A 17084-nucleotide genomic window follows, 5' to 3' on the forward strand; every position below is an offset into this window, starting at 1 on the left:
ACCAATGTCCCGCCCTGAGAGTTCTTATTGTTGGGTCGTGTCAGTGCCCGTCGGCGAAGTGAGGCGTACGCCGCCCTGGCCCACCAGGATCAGATTGCCGTGCTCGTTGGCGGTCACTCCGGCCAGTGAAACCCGGTCGGGACGGTTGGATACCTGAAAGCTCTGACCGTCGTCGGTGCTGCGCAGTACGCTACCGCCGTTCCCCACCAGCACCACTGAGCCGTCGCTCAGCAACGCGGCATTGGCCAGGCCGAACTCCAGCGGGCCGCGCGCCGCGTTCAGCTCCACCTGGGTCCAGCTGTCACCAAAATCCGTTGACCGGAACAGGTTGCCGCGCAGGCCATAGATCAGCAGCGTGGCCGGGCTTGCGGTGCCCGTCACGCCAAACAGCGATCCCTGGTAAGGGCCTTCGAGTTTTTCCCAGGTCTGTCCTTCATCAGCGGAGCGGAACATGCTGCCCGCCTCACCAACCACAAACAGTCCGGCGTCTCTGACCTCTGCGATTCCGTTGAGATGGTACTGGTCTTCGTTGTCGAGCCGGTCGCTGACGTCCTCCCAATGCAGGCCGCCGTCCAGTGTGGTCAGCAGCGTGCCGTAAGCGCCCACGGCAAAACCGGTGTTGGTGTCCTTGAACCAGACATCCAGCAACGGTGCTTCACGCTTGAGGTCTTCGAATTGCTTGGTCCAGGTCTGACCGCCGTCGGCGCTGGCGAGGATCTGCGCGTCGTGGCCGACCGCCCAGCCGTGCCGGTCGTCGGCGAAGTACACCGCCGTCAACAACTGGCGCGTCGGTACCTTTGCCTGAACCCAGCTTTTGCCCTGATCGTCGGAATAGAGAATGTGCCCTCGTTCCCCGACCGCCACCAGCCGCTTACCGGCATTAACGACTTCAAGCAGCAGCCCTCTGGATGCCTTGCTTGATTCGATGGCCTGGATAGCCGGGTCGGATACGGGACGATCAGCCGGTTGCGGCGCGGCGCTCACCGATGCGCAGGCCGCGAATGCCAGCAGCGCTGCAATCGACGACAGTCCGGCTCTCATTGGTGAACGCACGTCTGGCTGCTTGAATGAATAGGCGCGCCTCATGGACTTCTCCCCTTTTATTGTTATCGGGTCAGTTCGCGACGAAGGCGCCTGCAAGCGCTCTAGTCCTGCCCTTCCGGAAGCTCGCCCATCCTAGACAGCTTTGCGAATGCCTGACAATCAGCATGACGTTATCTTTTGTAAGCAGGTCCGGCGTGATTGACGAGGTATCAGTGGACCTGATGACCGGCGGCTCCGCTACGCGATGCGGCCTGCTACGGACAGGCCGCACGCGCAAGAGCTGCGACGCCGAGGGTTCTAGCGGGTGCCCCGGCGACGCAAGGCGGCCGGCGTAAACTCGCTCACGTCGGGCACCGGCTGGGCGAAGTCGAGAGTGCTGGGCTCTTCGTTGTCGAGGTTCTGCACGTGATAGCGCCGCGCCTGAAGGTCATGGAAGACATCCAGTGCCGACCAGATCGCCGGCAGCTCGTAGTAGTTCTTCAGATACGCCATGGACACCCGCCACAGTTCGCCGCGGCCGTCGTACTGATCGGCAACGGCCACCTGCCAGCTGTCTTCGTCCAGATAAAGCGTACGCCTGGAATAGACATGCCGGGCGGTGGACTTCAGTCTGCCCTCCACCACCCATACCCGATGCAGTTCATGACGCGTGTAGGCCGGGTTCAGATGACCGGGCTGCAGCAGCTGCCGATAAGTGACGTCAGGGCTCGACACCCGGTAGTTGTTGTAAGGGATGTAGATCTCGCGCTTGCCCACCAGCTTCCAGTCGTAACGATCAGGCGAGCCGTTGAACATGTCGGTATCGTCCGCCGTGCGCAGGCCATCGGAGTTGGGGATTGGCGTGTCATACGCAAGACTCGGCGCGCGACGCACCCGACGCTGGCCGGCGCTATAGGCCCAGGCCTGGCGCGGCTCCTGGATCTGGTCGAGGGTTTCATGAACCAGCACCGCTGAACCCGCAAGGCGCGCCGGGCTGCGGGTGAACGACAGGTAATAGAACAGAATGTTGTCCAGCCCGGCGTAGTTGCCCTTGGGGTCATAGAACCTGAACAGCGCTTCTTGCTGCGAGGTGATCGGGCTGTAACTGCCGTTGCGCTGCACGGCGACTTCCGAAGCACGGCGCACCACGTAGGTGCCGCGATATCGAGCGATGTGGTTCCAGACTGCCTGCACGCCATTTTCGGGGATCGGGAACGGTATACCACCATAGGCATCCACGAACCCATTGCCGTCACCGACCAGCCTGGCCCTGGCGGCATTCACCCGCGTGTTGTCGTAGACCCACTGTGGCGCGGAGGCAGAGCGCCGGGTCGGGTAGACCGGCATGGCATAACTGTTGGGCCAGGCGTTGAACAGGGCAATCTGACCCGGAGTCAGGTTCTCGCGGTATTGATCGAGGTTGGCCCGGGTGATGGTGAACAGGGGTTTGTCCGCTGCATAAGGGTCGACGTGACGTGTGCCTGGCCCACCGTAACCGGCGGGCGCCTGGGTGATGCCGCCGGTCCAGGCCGGTATCGTTCCGGCTGCGTTGCCGGCACGCTCGCCGCCCAGTGGCGTAAGGCGGGCGTCCAGCAGCGTGGCGTCCGCGGCGATTGCCGTATTGATCACAAGCGTCAAGGCTGTGATTCCCTTCAGGTACTTCATGAGCATGAGGCTCTCCTTGCTTGTGTCAGGGCTAGAACGAGTATTTGACGTTCAGGCCCACGTTGTCCCGGTCGCGAACCGCGTTGTTTTTGCCGGCGCCGTAGAACGAGGTGTATTGCAGTTCGGTCTCCAGGCGGTTCTGGTAGCTGGCCCGAACACCCAGCGTGTGTGCCTTGCGGCCCTCGATAAAGTTGCCGGTCTGGTGGGAATTGCCCTCGAAGTCCTCCTTGTAGATGGCGAATGGCGAGAGATTGACCCCGGCGTACACATCGTTCCAGGTGCCTTGCAGCATCAGGGTGTACCCGTAGGCATTGCGATTGACCTGGTCGCCGCGGTCGTAGCCGGCAAGATAGGAACCGTTGCCGCGACCCGCGTAGTAGCGGACGCTGCCGTCCCATGCGGTGTATTTCAGGCTACTGCCACGCAAGTGCTCGGAGGACAGTTCGGCGACCATGGTCAGACCATCGAACGACAGGCGCGGGCCGAAGTTGTACAGCGTGCCGAGCGACGCATTGAACATCTCGACCCGCTCGGCGTTGCGGATCTGCTCGCCGAGCGCCACCTGATGGCCGCCGATATTGACCCTGGAGCCGGTCGCCAGCTGCGGCGCCTGAAGCAGCAGGTCACCCAGCAGATCGCTGGTCGCGGCCTGACCAATGGGCATGTTGGGCCGGTATGCCAGCTCAGCGAATACCGACGCCTGGCCAATGTGGGTGTTGAAGCTTAGGCCCAGCATGCGGATGTCTTCGGCATACTGCCGGCGCCCCCGTACCTGGCTGGCGACATCCATGGTTGCGACGCCGCCGACCGCAGAGCTCAGGGCGCTGCGGTACGCCTGTGCCAACGGACCGTTGGGACTGGCTGCCATGATCTGCTGCAATTGCTGCACGCTGATCCCCGCCTGCCCCGCCACCAGCTGCTGAATCTGAGGGGCGGCCGCAGCGCTGATCTGTGCGAGGTTCAACCCGGAGTAACTACCCAGATCGGCATGGATGGTCGGCTCTTTGGCGTGGTAGTTGACGAAGTAGAACCCGAACTCGGTCGAATTGAGTTGTTCGGCCATATAACGCAGCGCGATGCCGTACTGCCCGTCATTTCGCGCATTGATGTCCGGGCCGATGCTCGCGGCCTTCACATTGCCCGCGCCATCGATGCGCCCGCCACCTTGCAGTCCGCCGACTCCTGCGGCGCTTAGCCCTTGATAAAGGCCAGTGAGCGGAACCAGCGCCGGGACCGGCGCATAGGCCGTATTGCCGCCAGCGGCAAACAGGTCGGTTTCGGAAAAGTAGGTGCCCACCGGATCAACCTCGGTTTCCCGCCAGTTGAACTGGTAAAACGACTCCAGCGACAGGCTTTCGCCCAGCCCGACATTGAAGCTCAGCGCCTCGACCGGTACCAGAACCTCCTTGAGTTCGGAGCCCGGCAGCCGGAAGCTGGCCGCATCGATCGGGTTCGTGGTATTGACGCCGCCACGATAGAACAGCCCTTCGCCCCAGTTGAACACTTGCCTGCCCAGGCGCGCGTCGAGCGGGGCTCCGGCAACCTCCCAATTGCCGCGGACATAAGCGTCGAGAATCTCCGCATTGCGTCCGGCGCTATGTCGCGTCTCGCGGGTGAACGATCGATCGTCCGGATAGTTCTGACTCGGCTGAGAAGCGCCGTTGCCATCGAGAAAGTTGGTTCGCTTATCCATGATCTGCGTGTCATAGAATGCAGAACCTCGCACGAACAGTCCGTAATTTTCGTAGGAAAGTTCTAACTCGCTTGTAAGTTTAAACACCTCCGATACCAGACCAGTATCAAAGTTTCGATTACCGTCGTTGGTATTAACGTCATCGTTGCGCTTGTCACGGCCTTGTACCCGCCACATCTGCCCGTAGGAAACAGTCGTATCGAGAGTGCCCGTCACCCGGTCATCGGCGAGACTCATTTCTACTGCCTGCACTCCGCCCGCCGCCAGCCATGGCAACAGCCCGGACAGCACGCAGCCTGCAGTCTTGAGCCTGCGGCACGATGCAGTATCACCCATTGATTTGCTCATAAGTGTCAGCTCCTTGCTGTATTTTTATTGGTGCTTCCTGCCCGAACGCTGCAACTACAGAGCAAACTGTAAGAAATGAAACTTCAACTTGTAGGAAGTTTCTCGATTCAACCCCTTATCAAATCTTGACCACAGATTGCCGTTGCACGCTACAGATATCATTCGAGGAATTGTAAGTATAACTGCAACCCGAGCGCTCGCTAATATCAAAATAAGATCGATTTCCGCAGCGCACTACATATCCGGTTAAATACTAGGGACGGTACGCAAAACAGCGCCTCGTATTACACGCGCGCCGACCGTGAATCCGGACATGATTTGCAAACTTGACGAGGCCGAGGATTGCCCTCGCTGACCTGGACCGGCAGTCGGTCACAAAAAAGGGGGTACCGCGTGACCGGTAACCCCCGTGGACGAGACAGGCAACTCAGTCGATCACAACGTGGGGCAGAAACCGGCTGGTGTCTTTTGTGATCAGGCTGTCGTCCTCGCGGATGCCGATGCCGGATGCGAGGTCGCCGATCACCCAGGACCCGATCAGCGTGTAACTGTCGCCGAAGCGCGGCAGCGGCGAGTACTGCTGCAGGATATAGGGCGCATCGGTGTAAGGGCCGTCGACCGCAATGATCTCGTCCCCCAAGGTATGCATTTCGATGTTGGCACCCTCGCGGGAAAAGTACGGCTTGCGTACCCAGCCACGCGGCAGCGGCTTGCCGGGATCGTTGTCTACATGCGCCGGCAGCAGGTTGGGATGGCCCTCGTTGAACTGCCATAGCAGTGGCAGAATCCCCTTGTTGCTGAGAATCGCCTTCCATGCCGGCTCGACGAATTGCGTGCCGCTGGCCGGCACATGGCTGCCGAAGGACTCATGAAAGATGTGCTCCCAGGCATGCAGCTTGAACAGCCGCTCGATCCAGCGCCCCTCAAGGTCGACGAATCTCCCCTGCTCGTTCAGCCCGATGTCTTCGATATCGATGTGCCGGGCGTCGATGCCGACATGGGCGGCCATTCGTCGCAGAAAGTCGGTGGTGCCGCGATCCTCGACCGAGCCCGACATCGCTGCGAAGTAGAACGGACTGGTGCCAGGCAGCGTGGCGAAAGCACGCACCAGGTCCTCGGCGATAGAGTTGAACTGCGTGGCCCGCTCCGGTAACACGCCACGTTCGATCTGCTCTTCCAGCCATAACAGCTGAAAGGCGCCGGCTTCCATCAGGCTGGTCGGCGTGTCGGCGTTGATTTCGTACATCTTCGCCGGCCCGCTGCCGTCGTAAGCGAAATCAAAGCGGCCATATAGATGCGGATGCCCTTCACGCCATGAAGAACCAACCAGATCGAAAAACGCTGGCGGGATCGCCAGGCGAGTCAGCAGTTCTTCGCTTTCCACCACCCGCGCCACGGCGTCCATGCACATCTGGTGCAGCTCTTGGGTCGGCTGTTCGAGATCGCGGGTGATCTGCTCTTCAGTGAACAGGTAATACCCGCGCTCGTCCCAGTAGCGTTCGCCGTCGATTGTGTGGAAGGCGAAGCCCTCTCGTTCGGCGGTGACGCGCCAGTCAGGACGCTCCTCGATGCTGATCTTTTTCATGGATCGGTTCCAAAAAGGGCCTAGCCGCCCGAGCTGAAGCCGCCGCTGCTCTTGCCGCCCCAGCCGCTGCGCGCGGCCGCCTGACTGCCAAAGCCGCCGCGCGAAATGGTCGAAGACACCGACGATCCGGCGCCGGAAGCGCCAAGACTGCGGCCCAGCGTGCCCTGACTGTAGCGAGCGTCCGGACTTGAACGCGCCTGCGTGGAACGACTGAACGTCTTGCCACGGTCGATCTGCCCAGGCAAGGAGGAACTGTAATAGCCGCCGCGGCTATCACGGGTCTGATAGATGGGCTGCGAGTAATAACGGTTGCCGCCGAAACCGTTGCTCATCAGATTGCCAATCAACAGACCGGTCAGCAGACCTTCGGTGCCGCTGAAGCCGCTGCCCTGCGCCTGCGCAACTTCCGCGCGGGCCCTGTCCAGCGCTTCCTTGGGCACGTTACCCTCGAAGCCCAGCTCGAAACCGCCCAGTTTCGGCATGTACTTGCCGTCCGACGTGACCTGGCAGTAATCGGGAACGAAGTCGGCTTCGCAAGCGGCCTTGTCATCGTAGGTCGGGGCAATGCGGCGATGGTCGGACATGGCCTGCATGTAGGCGTCCGAGCAGGTGTCCACCGGCACCTTGGCTTCGACACATTCCTGTACCGACTTGAAGTTGGCCTGAGCACTGAAGTTGGGTGTGTCTTGCGACGGACCACAGGCTGAAAGCGCCAGCGGCAGGGTGCCGGCGAGCACGAGTTTTGCGGGACTGCGTCTCATGGTGATCTCCTTGACCGTGCCGCGCTCAGACCGTCGGGGTCATGCAGGCCGCATTGAGCAGGCCGACGCTGACCGCCACGCTGGCCGAATAGATGGCCGCCGCCATTTCGCCCTTGGCAATGCGTGCCGACAACCCCTTGAGCACCACGCTCGCGACGCCGAAGGCCGCCAGCTGGACGACTGCGGCAATCAGCGCCCAGACGATGACATCGAGGATGCCGATGCTGTAGGTGATGATATTGCTGGCCGGCAGTGCAAAGCCGATCAGCGAGCCACCGAGCGCCAGTGCCGCCGCGCTGTTGTTTTCGCGGATCAGCGCGAATTCCCTGTGCGGCGTGATCCGGCTGTAGATGAACTGGAAGAGCGCAAAGAGCACTGCCGCCACCACGATATACATAATGAAGCCGAACACGGCAGTAGCGTTGAGCGACATACGCAGCGCGTCGATCATTTGGATTTCCTTGTCATATAACAGTGATGTCTGTGGATTGCAGAGTGACGCCAACGGCCGTTGTCAGGGTAATCGCGCCCTCTTCGTCCTCTTCGACCGAAAACAGCAGAAATTCCCGACGACCGATCAGGCCGGTTTCCCGCGCATATAGCATGCTCAGGTGTTTTACACGGTATCCGCTGTCGGGGCTCAGCACATCTTCGTCCAGAGGCGTCAGCTCGGTCTGGCCGTCTTCGGTGCCCCACTGCCGGAAGTACTCCTCACCTTCGTGCTCGTAGGTCGGCAGCCCGATCTGCGATTGCGGTCCGGTCAGGCGCAGCAATTCTTCCTTGCTGGTGATCGGCGCTGCACTGTAATACCCGAACAGAATAATGTCCTGAATATCTTCAGCGGCCGGCCCGTCGCTGACCACTTGCAGGAAGTAGTCGTCGTCATCCAGATAGAAGCGGTGAATCCCCATGGACTGACCAAGATCGATGCGGCCCACGGCCCAGACCTTTTCGTCGCCAGGAATGACGACGTGGGAGTGGCCGTCGAGCAACGTCTTCAATGAAGGGTCCAGGCACAGCATGCGCCCGGAAGCCAGGCCCAGCGGGCTGGCGGTAACAGCAGTTCCGGCGACGCGCCCCGAAGGCTTGGGCGCTTCGAGCCCCATCGCACGTTTGAACCAACTCATAACGCATCTCCTTGCAGACCACTGGCCGCGATGTAGAAAAGTCCGTGCCGTAGACAATCAGACCCTGGACGTTGTGGCATGCATCAGCCGCGCGACGCAGATCCCGGCCACAGCGCCGGCGATATGCGATTCGAACGACACACCCGCCGCCGGCAGAAAGCCGTAGATCAACCCGCTGTATCCGGCCAGCGCGAGAATCGCCAGCAGCAGACTGGCAATGCTGCGCTGATACCAGGCGCGGGCCAGCACGTAGGTCCACAGACCGAAAATCAATCCGCTGGCGCCTACATGCAGACTGGTCCGTCCGAACACCCAGACCAGCGAGCCGCCAAGCAGCACGATCAGCGCCACGACCCAGGCATAACGCCGGACGCCTTCAGTCGCAACCAGCCAGCTCAGCGCCATGAACGGCACCAGATTCCCCAGCAGGTGCCCGAACGAGCCGTGAATGAAGGGTGCCAGAACAATGCCTCGCAAACCTTCGAGACTACGCGGAACGATCCCGAACGACACCAGCCAGTAGCCGGTCAAGGCATTGGCCAGTTGCAACGCCACCAGCAGCAGCGACAGACCCAGAACAACCTTCAGCCGTATCGAAAAACTCATGTGCCATCCTTGATAACGGCTGCCTGGCTTACTGGGCCGGCGTCTGGCTCTTGGCTTTCAGGCGCGCCAGTACGTCCTCGGCACCGCCACTCTTGGCGCCGATACCGGCTTCCTGCAAGCGACGCTCAAGGTCGCTGCCGCTGGACTGGCCAGCCAATTCTTCGGCGGCTTCGAGCTTGGCGTCCTGTTCATCCTGACGCTGCTTGAGACGCGCCAGCGATCCAACGGCCGTTTCCACCGCGCCACTGGCACCGCCGGTGGCATTGGCGGTTGCGACGCGAGCGCGCTGGACGGTTTCGCGGGCGCGGGCCATCTCGACCTGCTGCTTGAGCCCGCGGATACGCGATTCGGCCTTGACGACCTGTTCCTGCAGCAAACCGACCTGTTTGGCGAACTGGTCCGCCAGTGCCTGCTCCTGGTCGCGCTGTGCTTCGAGCTCGGCAATCTTGGCAGCGCATTCCGCCGCCAGTGCTTCTTCGCCCTTGCTCAGGGCCTGCATCGCGCGGCCTTCCCAGTTGGCAATACTGGCCGCGTGCTCTTCAAGCCGTTGCGCTGACAGTTTGTGCTTGGCCTTGATGGTGATCAGGCCGTCCCGGGCCTTGACCAGCGCGCTGTCGGCGTCACGGATTTCCTGATCAAGGATTCGCAGGGCGTTGGCGTCAACGATTGACTCGCCCACTTCGGAAGCGCCACCCCGTACCGCGGTGACCAGTTTTTTCCAGATGCTCGTTGTCATGGATTTCTCCTCCTGACGGCAGTGTTCCTGAAGCAATGCTCAGCGAATGAAGTGGTCGTCGAAAGCCTCTGCCGCACGGATCACATTGTCCGCGAGGGTAAGGATTTCCTGAACGATGACGGTCAGCGACGATGCCGCGCTAAGCGCACCGAACAGGCAGTAGACTTCCTGCCCGTCGGCCAGCCGCTCGATGCCGACCGAAGACAACGGGAACAGGTCGCGGCTGCGCAGCACCACGTCGTTGAACGCTACCGGGTCCTTGACGCGATCAACTTCGATCAGGGTCGCATCGGCCAGTATCTGGTCGCCGGCCACTGCGATGTAGACAGGCAGGTCGCCGAACTCCTTGAGGGTCAGGCGGACGCTCGGTTCGGCTGTATGGGTGATGGACAGGTCGATTTCGCCCTTGGTTACGGCTTCAAGTCCGGCAAGGGACTTGTGCAGCGAGCTCGTCGTCCAGTTGGTGTTCTCGGTCATGAAATCCTCCAGTTTGATTCTCTGGCCCAGAAAGGGCTGGCGCAGGGCTTTTTCGATCCCCCGCAGGGCATCGACGTTTTCGGGCCGGATCCAGAATTCCCGCTTCACCAGCCCGGCTTCCTTGAGTCGCACGCGCATTTCACGCATGTAATCGGTAGAGCTTTTCAACGCCCTCGCCGGGGCGTCCGGGTTTGTCCGAGGCATGGGTACTTCCCTCTATCTCGTCCAGAATCTGAAGTGCAAGCTAGCAGATGTGGTGTGGGATAGATATCCCTCACATGTGAGATTTCTATTCCGGGAGCGTTTGTCTTCGCGGACAAGTCCGCTCCTACACGTTCAGCCCAATCCACAGGTCCAGCACAATCCTTGTAGGAGCGGACTTGTCCGCGAAAGTGCCAGTACATCCGCAGCATTTCTATTGCCTGAACGTCTGCTTTCGCGGACAAGTCCGCTCCTGCAGGCATGCACTACCCAAAAAAAAGGTGCTAACCGCCAGAGCGGGTAGCACCTCTTCCGAAGCCCTGCGCCGTTACTCGGCCAGACTCTTGCTCACCACTTCAAACACGTCGGCCGACAGGTTGCCCGAGGCGAGGATGCGTTCAAGCTCGGCTTTCATCAGCGCCTGACGAGCGCTGTCGTATTTGCGCCAGCGGGTCAACGGCGCCAGCTGCCGGGAGGCAATCTGCGGGTTGAAGCCGTTGAGCTCGATCACCAGATCCGCCAGGAAACGGTAGCCCGAGCCATCCGCCGCATGGAAGTTGATCAGGTTCTGCCCGGCAAACGCGCCGATCAGGGCCCGCACCTTGTTCGGGTTCTTGATATTGAACGCCGGGTGCTGCATCAGCGCCTTGACTCGCTCCAGACCACCGGGCAGCGGGCTGCCGGCCTGCACGCTGAACCACTGATCCATGACCAGCGCGTTGTCCTTGAAGTTCTCGGCGAACACCGCAAGCGCTTTGTCCCGCGCTTCGGTGAACGGCGAGTTGACCAGCACGGCCAGCGCCGTCAGACGCTCGGTCATGTTGTCGCTGGTGTCGAACTGTTCGATGGTCGCGTCCAGCACCTGCGGCTTGCCACTGAGCATCAGGTACGACAGCGCGATGTTCTGCAGGGCGCGACGCGCGAAGTGTTCAGCCTCGGCCACATAAGGTGTGGCTCGCGAAACACTGCGATTGGTCTGATAGCGCTCCCACAACGCGTCGAACAGGCTGTCGGCCAACTGCCGACGGGCGAATTCGCGAGCGGCATGGATCGCCTCGACATCGGCCACTTCGCTGATTTCGGCCAGATAAGCCTCGCTCGGCAGCGAAAGCATTTCCGCGACCATGGCCTGATCCAGCTGCTCGTCCGCCAGAACGGTACGCAACGCCGTGACCAGTCGCTGATCCATAACCAGCGCCTGACCTTGCTGGTGCTGGCCGACCAGTTCCTGAAGCACCTGGACCGCCAACTGCTGCCCGGCGTCCCAGCGATTGAAGCCATCGGAATCGTGCTGCATCAGGAACATCAGCTGATCGCGATCGTAAGGGAAGCTCAGCTTGACCGGCGCCGAGAAGCCACGCAGCAGAGACGGCAGCGGGCGTTCAGTAATGTCAACGAAAGTGAAGGTCTGTTCGGCCTCGGTCACCGACAGCACACGGCTGGTGCCGCCTGCCACTGCCTCGCCGGCCAGGCGCAAGGCGATTTCGCCACCCTGGCTGTCCAGCAGGCCAAGTTCGACGGGAATCACGAACGGCAGCTTTTCCTGCTTGTCCGGAGTCACCGGATAGCTTTGGCGGAAGGTCAGACTGTAAGTGCCGGCGGCGCTGTCCCAGGACTCGCTGACTGCCAGACGCGGCGTGCCAGCCTGGCTGTACCAGCGCTTGAACTGGGTGAGGTCCACACCGTTGGCGTCTTCCATGGCCTTGACGAAATCGTCGCAGGTCACGGCCTGACCGTCATGGCGCTCGAAATACAGGTCGCTGCCTTTGCGAAAGCCCTGCGGGCCCAGCAGCGTGTGCAGCATGCCGACAACTTCCGAGCCCTTTTCGTAAACGGTCAGGGTGTAGAAGTTGGAAATCTCGATGAAGCTGTCCGGGCGCACGGCATGCGCCATCGGGCCTGCGTCTTCGGCGAACTGGTGAGTACGAAGGTAAGCGACATCCTGGATGCGCTTGACCGTCGCCGAGTTCATGTCCGCCGAGAAGCCGGCGTCACGGAACACCGTGAAGCCTTCTTTCAGTGACAGCTGGAACCAGTCGCGGCAGGTTACGCGGTTGCCCGACCAGTTATGGAAATACTCATGAGCGACGATGGCCTCGACCCGCTGGTGTGCGGCATCGGTGGCGGTTTCGGCACGGGCCAGCACGGCGCTGGAGTTGAAGATGTTGAGGCCTTTGTTCTCCATCGCGCCCATGTTGAAATCGTTGACGGCGACGATCATGAAAATGTCGAGATCGTATTCGCGGCCGTAGACCTCCTCGTCCCAGCGCATCGACTTCTTCAGGCTGGTCATGGCGTGCTGGCACTTGTCGATGTTTTCCGGCTCGACGTAGATGCGCAGGGTCACGACCCGCTCGCTCATGGTGGTGAACGTGTCTTCGACGCACCACAGGTCACCCGCCACCAGCGCAAACAGGTAAGCCGGCTTCTTGAACGGGTCTTCCCAGGTCGCCCAGTGACGGCCGTCTTGTTCCTGACCGCTGGCAATCGGGTTGCCGTTGGACAGCAGGATCGGGAACTGCTGCTTGTCCGCGCTGACCGTGGTGGTGAAGATGCTCATCACGTCCGGGCGATCAAGGTAATAAGTGATTTTGCGAAAGCCTTCGGCCTCGCACTGGGTGCAGAACATGCCGCCGGACTTGTACAGGCCTTCCAGCGCCGTGTTGGTTTCCGGGTGAATGCGCACGGTGCTGTCGACCGTGAAGCGTTCGCCCTTGGGCTGCAGAGTCAGGTGGTCGGCGCTCAGTTGATACTCGGCGGCGCTGAGTTCGACGTCGTCCAGTTGCAGCGACACCAGCTCCAGTTGCTGACCATCCAGCACCAATGGCGGCAGGCCCGCGCCGCGCTCGGGATTGCGGCGCATCACCAGTTGCGCGTGTACCAGCGAATGGTCGTCGAACAGCTCGAAGGTCAGGTGCGTCTCGTCGATGAGGTACTCGGGCGCCTGGTAGTCCTTGAGGTAGATCATTTTCGGTTGTTCGGTGCGCATGCTCGAATCCTTACTGATGCACGGCCAGTTGATAGGCCGTGTACTTGCGAATATTGATCACGCCGGTGTCGAAAATCAGGTACTGACCCTTGATTCCCAGCAGCGTGCCCTCGGCAATGGGGTTCTTGTCCAGGTTGAAGCTCACGATCTTGGTGGGGTAAGCCTCGACCGGGTAACGGAACTCCAGAGGCTCGGCGTCATGCAGTAATTGGATGGCCTGCAGGCCGAAACGTTCTTGCAATCCGAGCAGACCGGCACCGCAGCTGTCGAACAACTCCTGGCGAATGGCCTTGAGGTCGACCGGTTGCGCGTCGCCCTTGAGCAAGGCCCGCCAGTTGGTGCGGTCGGCGACCTGACTGCGCAGCAGGTCTTCGACGAAGCCGGATTGCTGGCGGGTAGCGACACGCAGAATCGGCAGTGCCTGACTCGCGCCCTGATCCAGCCAGCGGGTGGGCAGCTGAGTGGCGCGGGTGATTCCGACCTTCACACCCGACGAATTGGCCAGATAGACAATGTGATCGGTCATGCAGAACTGCTCGCCCCAGGCCGGGTCCCGGCAGGTGCCATGCTCGTGATGGCACTTCTCCGGGCTCATGATGCACACGTCACATTGAGCGAGCTTGAGCATGCATGGGTAGCAATAACCCTGGCTGTAACTGGACTTGGTCTTGCGGCCGCAATGGGAGCAATGGATCGCCCCCAGAAACTCCAGGCGCACGGTCTTGCCGATCAGCGGGTTGACCGGGATTTCCATGTCGCCCAGGCGAAAGGCGTACTGCACGAACGGCGCGTCATCATGGCGCACCGACATTTTGTTGACTGATCCGCGACCGAGTTCGATCAATGAATTGCATCCGACTTGAACAGAATATTAGGCACCGGCGCCGACTTGGACGCGCATTCCTGCGGGCCCATGTAGCCGATACGCTGGTCTTCGGGCAGGTTCTGCGCTTCCCAGGCGATCAGCGCCTGCAAGGACAGCTCGCGCTGCTCCTGGGTCAGCTTGCGACCGTCGGACCACTTGCCGATTTCCACGGCCAGCTTGAGGCTCTCGTAGATATCGGGGGTGATGTTTTCGATCATTTCCACAAAAGACGACATGGCGAACTCCAGAAATTGGCGGGCAGTATTCTAACGTTTCCTGCGGGCCAGGGCTCCGCCCGCAAGACCCGTGACACAACCGATGATCAGACCGCCGACGTGGGCGCCGTTGGCGATATCGCCGAAGCCGAGCATGCTGACCACGCCGAACAGGCACAGCAACAGCCAGACCAGCATCATCACCAGTACGCCGCGTGGCAGGTGGTAGACCGGATTGGGTGCCAGCAGCTGGAATATCCAGCAATGGCCGAGCAGCCCGTAAAGAACGCCGGACAACCCGCCGAACAGGCTCGGGCCGCCGAAAACGTATTGAACATAGTTGGAAACCGCCGCGAACAGCAGGGTCAGCGCCAGCAATTGCCAGCTGCCCTGGCGCAGCTCGATGCGCCGCCCCAGTTCCCAATACCACATGCCGTTCATGGCCAGATGCAGTATGCCGAAATGGATCAGCATCGGCGATACGAGCCGCCACCACTGCCCCGCCGTCAGGCTGTCGGCCAGCGGCACGAAGGTCGCGTAGTCGCCGTGCACGCGAAAATCCAGAAACGTCAGCCAGCGCACCGTATCCAGGTTGTCGCCCAGCAAGGTGATGCCGGCAACGATCAGGCTGGCCAGCAACACCAGGGCCGTCACCGGGCTGGCGCGCAACTGCCCGACAAAGCCCGGAGGACTCACGCCCGATTCGCGGTCTGTCGGCAACTGATACGCGTCATCACCGTCGGGAAAACGCTGGTACAGCTCGCGGACTTCTTCGGCCAGTTGCCCGGCATCGGGCACCCATAACACTTGCTCGCCGACTTCCTCGCTCACCCGATGGGGCACTTGCAGACGGTGCAGAAGACTGACGAAGCCGCTCAGATCGGTGTTCAACGGCAGACGCAGGACGGCGACTGGGGTCATTGCGAAACCTCGGGGCGATGGACATCGACCCAGACAAATTTATTCGGGTCGATCTGTGTTTCCTGGTCCAGCCGATAGGCGACCAGCTTGCCGTACAGGACCGCGCTGTAATCCAGGCATGCCAGGTTGGGGCGGATCGGCGCGGGGATACCGCTGCGCCAGTAATGCCCGACGAACAGCAACGGCTCATCGATGCCATAGCGCAGCAGCGCGTTCTTTTCGCTGGTCGAGAGCGGCGTCTTGGCCACCCCTTCCGGCAGCGCATCCGGCTGGAAGACGATATCGCCATAAGTCTGCGGGTCGTCCTCCCAGAACTTGGTACGGAAAAACGCGCGGGTCAGGCCGTCGCCACCGGTCAACGTCAGGCCGTGCGGCAGGCGCATGTCAGTGCCACGCAGCAAGCGGTTGAACACGTTGCTGGCGAAACTGCCGGGCACCGCCGACGCCTGGACGAAATGCTTGTCGATGCAGCCATCGCCGTGCACCCCCCGCAAAGGTTCGATCAGGGTCGGATCCCAGCAGGCATGTACTACGCGAAACCGGCCGGCATCCAGGAACAACGGCAGCTCGTAGAACCATTCGACGAACTCGCTCCATTCCTCCGGATACCGCTCGAACTGCGCCAGCGTTTCACCGATCAGCCGTGCGTGGCGCGGACTGTGCTCGCGCACGTAGCGCTGGCCGCTCTCGGGCAGCGCTGGCGTCACCCAGCCCAGCGCGTTGAACTCGTGATTGCCCATGATGCAGTGGGCGTGCCCGGCCTGGACCATGTCGCGGACAATATGCAGCGCTTCGCGGATACGCGGCCCGCGGTCGATGATGTCACCGAGAAACACCGCCATTCGTTGCGGATGACGCCAGACACCGCCTTGCAGCCGGTAGCCGAGACGCTCCAGCAAGTGCTCAAGCGTATGAGCACACCCATGCACGTCACCGATCAGATCAAAGCTACGCGCCGGATCGAGCATCAGTCGCCTCCAGCACCAAGCCGGCTGCCCCAGCCGAGCTTGGTGCGGCACACTTCGTAGTAGTTGTGGTCCAGCGGATGAATCAGTCGCAGCTTCTGCGGCTTCTTGCTTACCGTGATGGTATCGCCTGGCGCGCAGGTGAAATGGTTCTGACCATCGCAGGACACTTGCGGATAAATCGTCATGTCTTTGGAGACCACAATTTTCAGCTCACTGTTCCCGTCGACCACAATCGGCCTGCCGGACAGCGTGTGCGGGTACATCGGCACGATGACAATGGCGTCTAGCTTGGGGTGCATGATCGGCCCGCCGGCCGACAGCGCATAAGCGGTCGAACCGGTCGGCGTCGCGACGATCAAGCCGTCGGCCTTCTGGCTGCAGACGAACTGGCCGTCGATGTAAATCTCGAATTCGATCATCCGCGTCGACTTGCCCGGATGCAGCACCACGTCGTTGAGCGCATCACCCTGACCGATGGCCTCGCCATGACGCCGGACCTCGGCCTGGAGCAGAAAGCGGTTTTCGACCAGGTAATGGCCGTCCAGCACTTCGGCGCACTTGACCTCCAGCTCGTCGGGACGGATGTCGGTCAGGAAGCCCAGGCTGCCGCGGTTGATCCCCAGCACCGGCACGTTATGCCGCGCCAACGCTCGCGCCGCGCCAAGCAGACTGCCGTCGCCGCCGACCACGATCACCATGTCACAGACTTCCCCGAGCATCTTGCGCGAAGACGTCTGGAGCCCGTGACCGGGCAAGACCTCGGCGATGGTTTCTTCGAGGATCACGTGCAGGTGGCGATCCAACAGGAATCGCTTGAGTCGGCGCACGGTATCGAGCACCTGGACACTGCCCAGGCGGCCAATGATGCCGATATTGCGAAATTGCTCCATGGGGCTCCTGCTGC

The 17084-nt window shown here is 61.3% G+C and carries 16 protein-coding genes; all 16 read right to left on the minus strand.

Annotated elements, in window-relative coordinates:
- Positions 1-24: 24 nt before the first annotated feature.
- Complete coding sequence (locus J3P77_RS15485; RefSeq protein WP_434677477.1) at positions 25-1053, minus strand: WD40/YVTN/BNR-like repeat-containing protein; 1029 nt, start codon at positions 1051-1053, stop codon at positions 25-27.
- Positions 1054-1341: 288 nt separating this feature from the next.
- Entirely contained in the window at positions 1342-2694 is a 1353-nt protein-coding gene (locus J3P77_RS15490) for a DUF1329 domain-containing protein (protein ID WP_434677478.1), read from the minus strand.
- Between the two features lie 25 nt (positions 2695-2719).
- On the minus strand, positions 2720-4717 hold the full coding sequence (locus J3P77_RS15495) for a DUF1302 domain-containing protein (protein ID WP_434682032.1): 1998 nt from the start codon (positions 4715-4717) through the stop codon (positions 2720-2722).
- Between the two features lie 439 nt (positions 4718-5156).
- The gene (locus J3P77_RS15500) at positions 5157-6314 is read right to left on the minus strand and encodes a glutathionylspermidine synthase family protein (protein WP_434677479.1); all 1158 of its coding nucleotides are present in this window, start codon (positions 6312-6314) and stop codon (positions 5157-5159) included.
- Between the two features lie 20 nt (positions 6315-6334).
- Positions 6335-7075 carry a DUF1190 domain-containing protein gene (locus J3P77_RS15505; protein WP_434677480.1) on the minus strand — a complete coding sequence of 247 codons (741 nt, stop codon included), beginning with the start codon at positions 7073-7075 and terminating at the stop codon, positions 6335-6337.
- A 25-nt stretch (positions 7076-7100) separates the two neighbouring features.
- Positions 7101-7526, minus strand: coding sequence for a DUF350 domain-containing protein (locus tag J3P77_RS15510; protein WP_434677481.1), 426 nt, complete (start codon positions 7524-7526; stop codon positions 7101-7103).
- Between the two features lie 13 nt (positions 7527-7539).
- Positions 7540-8202 (minus strand): YjfK family protein, encoded by a 663-nt coding sequence (locus J3P77_RS15515; RefSeq protein ID WP_434677482.1) that lies wholly within the window; start codon positions 8200-8202, stop codon positions 7540-7542.
- Positions 8203-8259: 57 nt separating this feature from the next.
- Positions 8260-8808 (minus strand): rhomboid family intramembrane serine protease, encoded by a 549-nt coding sequence (locus J3P77_RS15520; RefSeq protein ID WP_434677483.1) that lies wholly within the window; start codon positions 8806-8808, stop codon positions 8260-8262.
- A 28-nt stretch (positions 8809-8836) separates the two neighbouring features.
- Positions 8837-9544 (minus strand): PspA/IM30 family protein, encoded by a 708-nt coding sequence (locus J3P77_RS15525; RefSeq protein ID WP_434677484.1) that lies wholly within the window; start codon positions 9542-9544, stop codon positions 8837-8839.
- Between the two features lie 39 nt (positions 9545-9583).
- Positions 9584-10225 (minus strand): YjfI family protein, encoded by a 642-nt coding sequence (locus J3P77_RS15530; protein WP_434677485.1) that lies wholly within the window; start codon positions 10223-10225, stop codon positions 9584-9586.
- Positions 10226-10550: 325 nt separating this feature from the next.
- Positions 10551-13211: an aminopeptidase N gene (gene pepN / locus J3P77_RS15535; protein ID WP_434677486.1), complete on the minus strand. Its 2661-nt coding sequence runs from the start codon at positions 13209-13211 to the stop codon at positions 10551-10553.
- Between the two features lie 10 nt (positions 13212-13221).
- On the minus strand, positions 13222-14055 hold the full coding sequence (locus tag J3P77_RS15540) for a DUF2797 domain-containing protein (RefSeq protein WP_434677487.1): 834 nt from the start codon (positions 14053-14055) through the stop codon (positions 13222-13224).
- Complete coding sequence (locus J3P77_RS15545) at positions 14052-14312, minus strand: YeaC family protein (protein WP_125831912.1); 261 nt, start codon at positions 14310-14312, stop codon at positions 14052-14054. Before J3P77_RS15545 ends, J3P77_RS15540 begins: the two co-directional genes overlap by 4 nt.
- Before the next feature lie 30 nt (positions 14313-14342).
- Positions 14343-15212: a rhomboid family intramembrane serine protease gene (locus tag J3P77_RS15550; RefSeq protein WP_434677488.1), complete on the minus strand. Its 870-nt coding sequence runs from the start codon at positions 15210-15212 to the stop codon at positions 14343-14345.
- Positions 15209-16180, minus strand: coding sequence for a metallophosphoesterase (locus J3P77_RS15555; RefSeq protein WP_434677489.1), 972 nt, complete (start codon positions 16178-16180; stop codon positions 15209-15211). The genes J3P77_RS15550 and J3P77_RS15555 overlap by 4 nt, the downstream gene beginning before the upstream one ends.
- Positions 16180-17070 carry an NAD(+) kinase gene (locus tag J3P77_RS15560; protein ID WP_083186220.1) on the minus strand — a complete coding sequence of 297 codons (891 nt, stop codon included), beginning with the start codon at positions 17068-17070 and terminating at the stop codon, positions 16180-16182. The genes J3P77_RS15555 and J3P77_RS15560 overlap by 1 nt, the downstream gene beginning before the upstream one ends.
- Positions 17071-17084: the final 14 nt, after the last annotated feature.

This window comes from Pseudomonas sp. R1-18 (genome assembly GCF_051132095.1).
In the GTDB taxonomy this organism is placed as follows: Bacteria; Pseudomonadota; Gammaproteobacteria; order Pseudomonadales; family Pseudomonadaceae; genus Aquipseudomonas.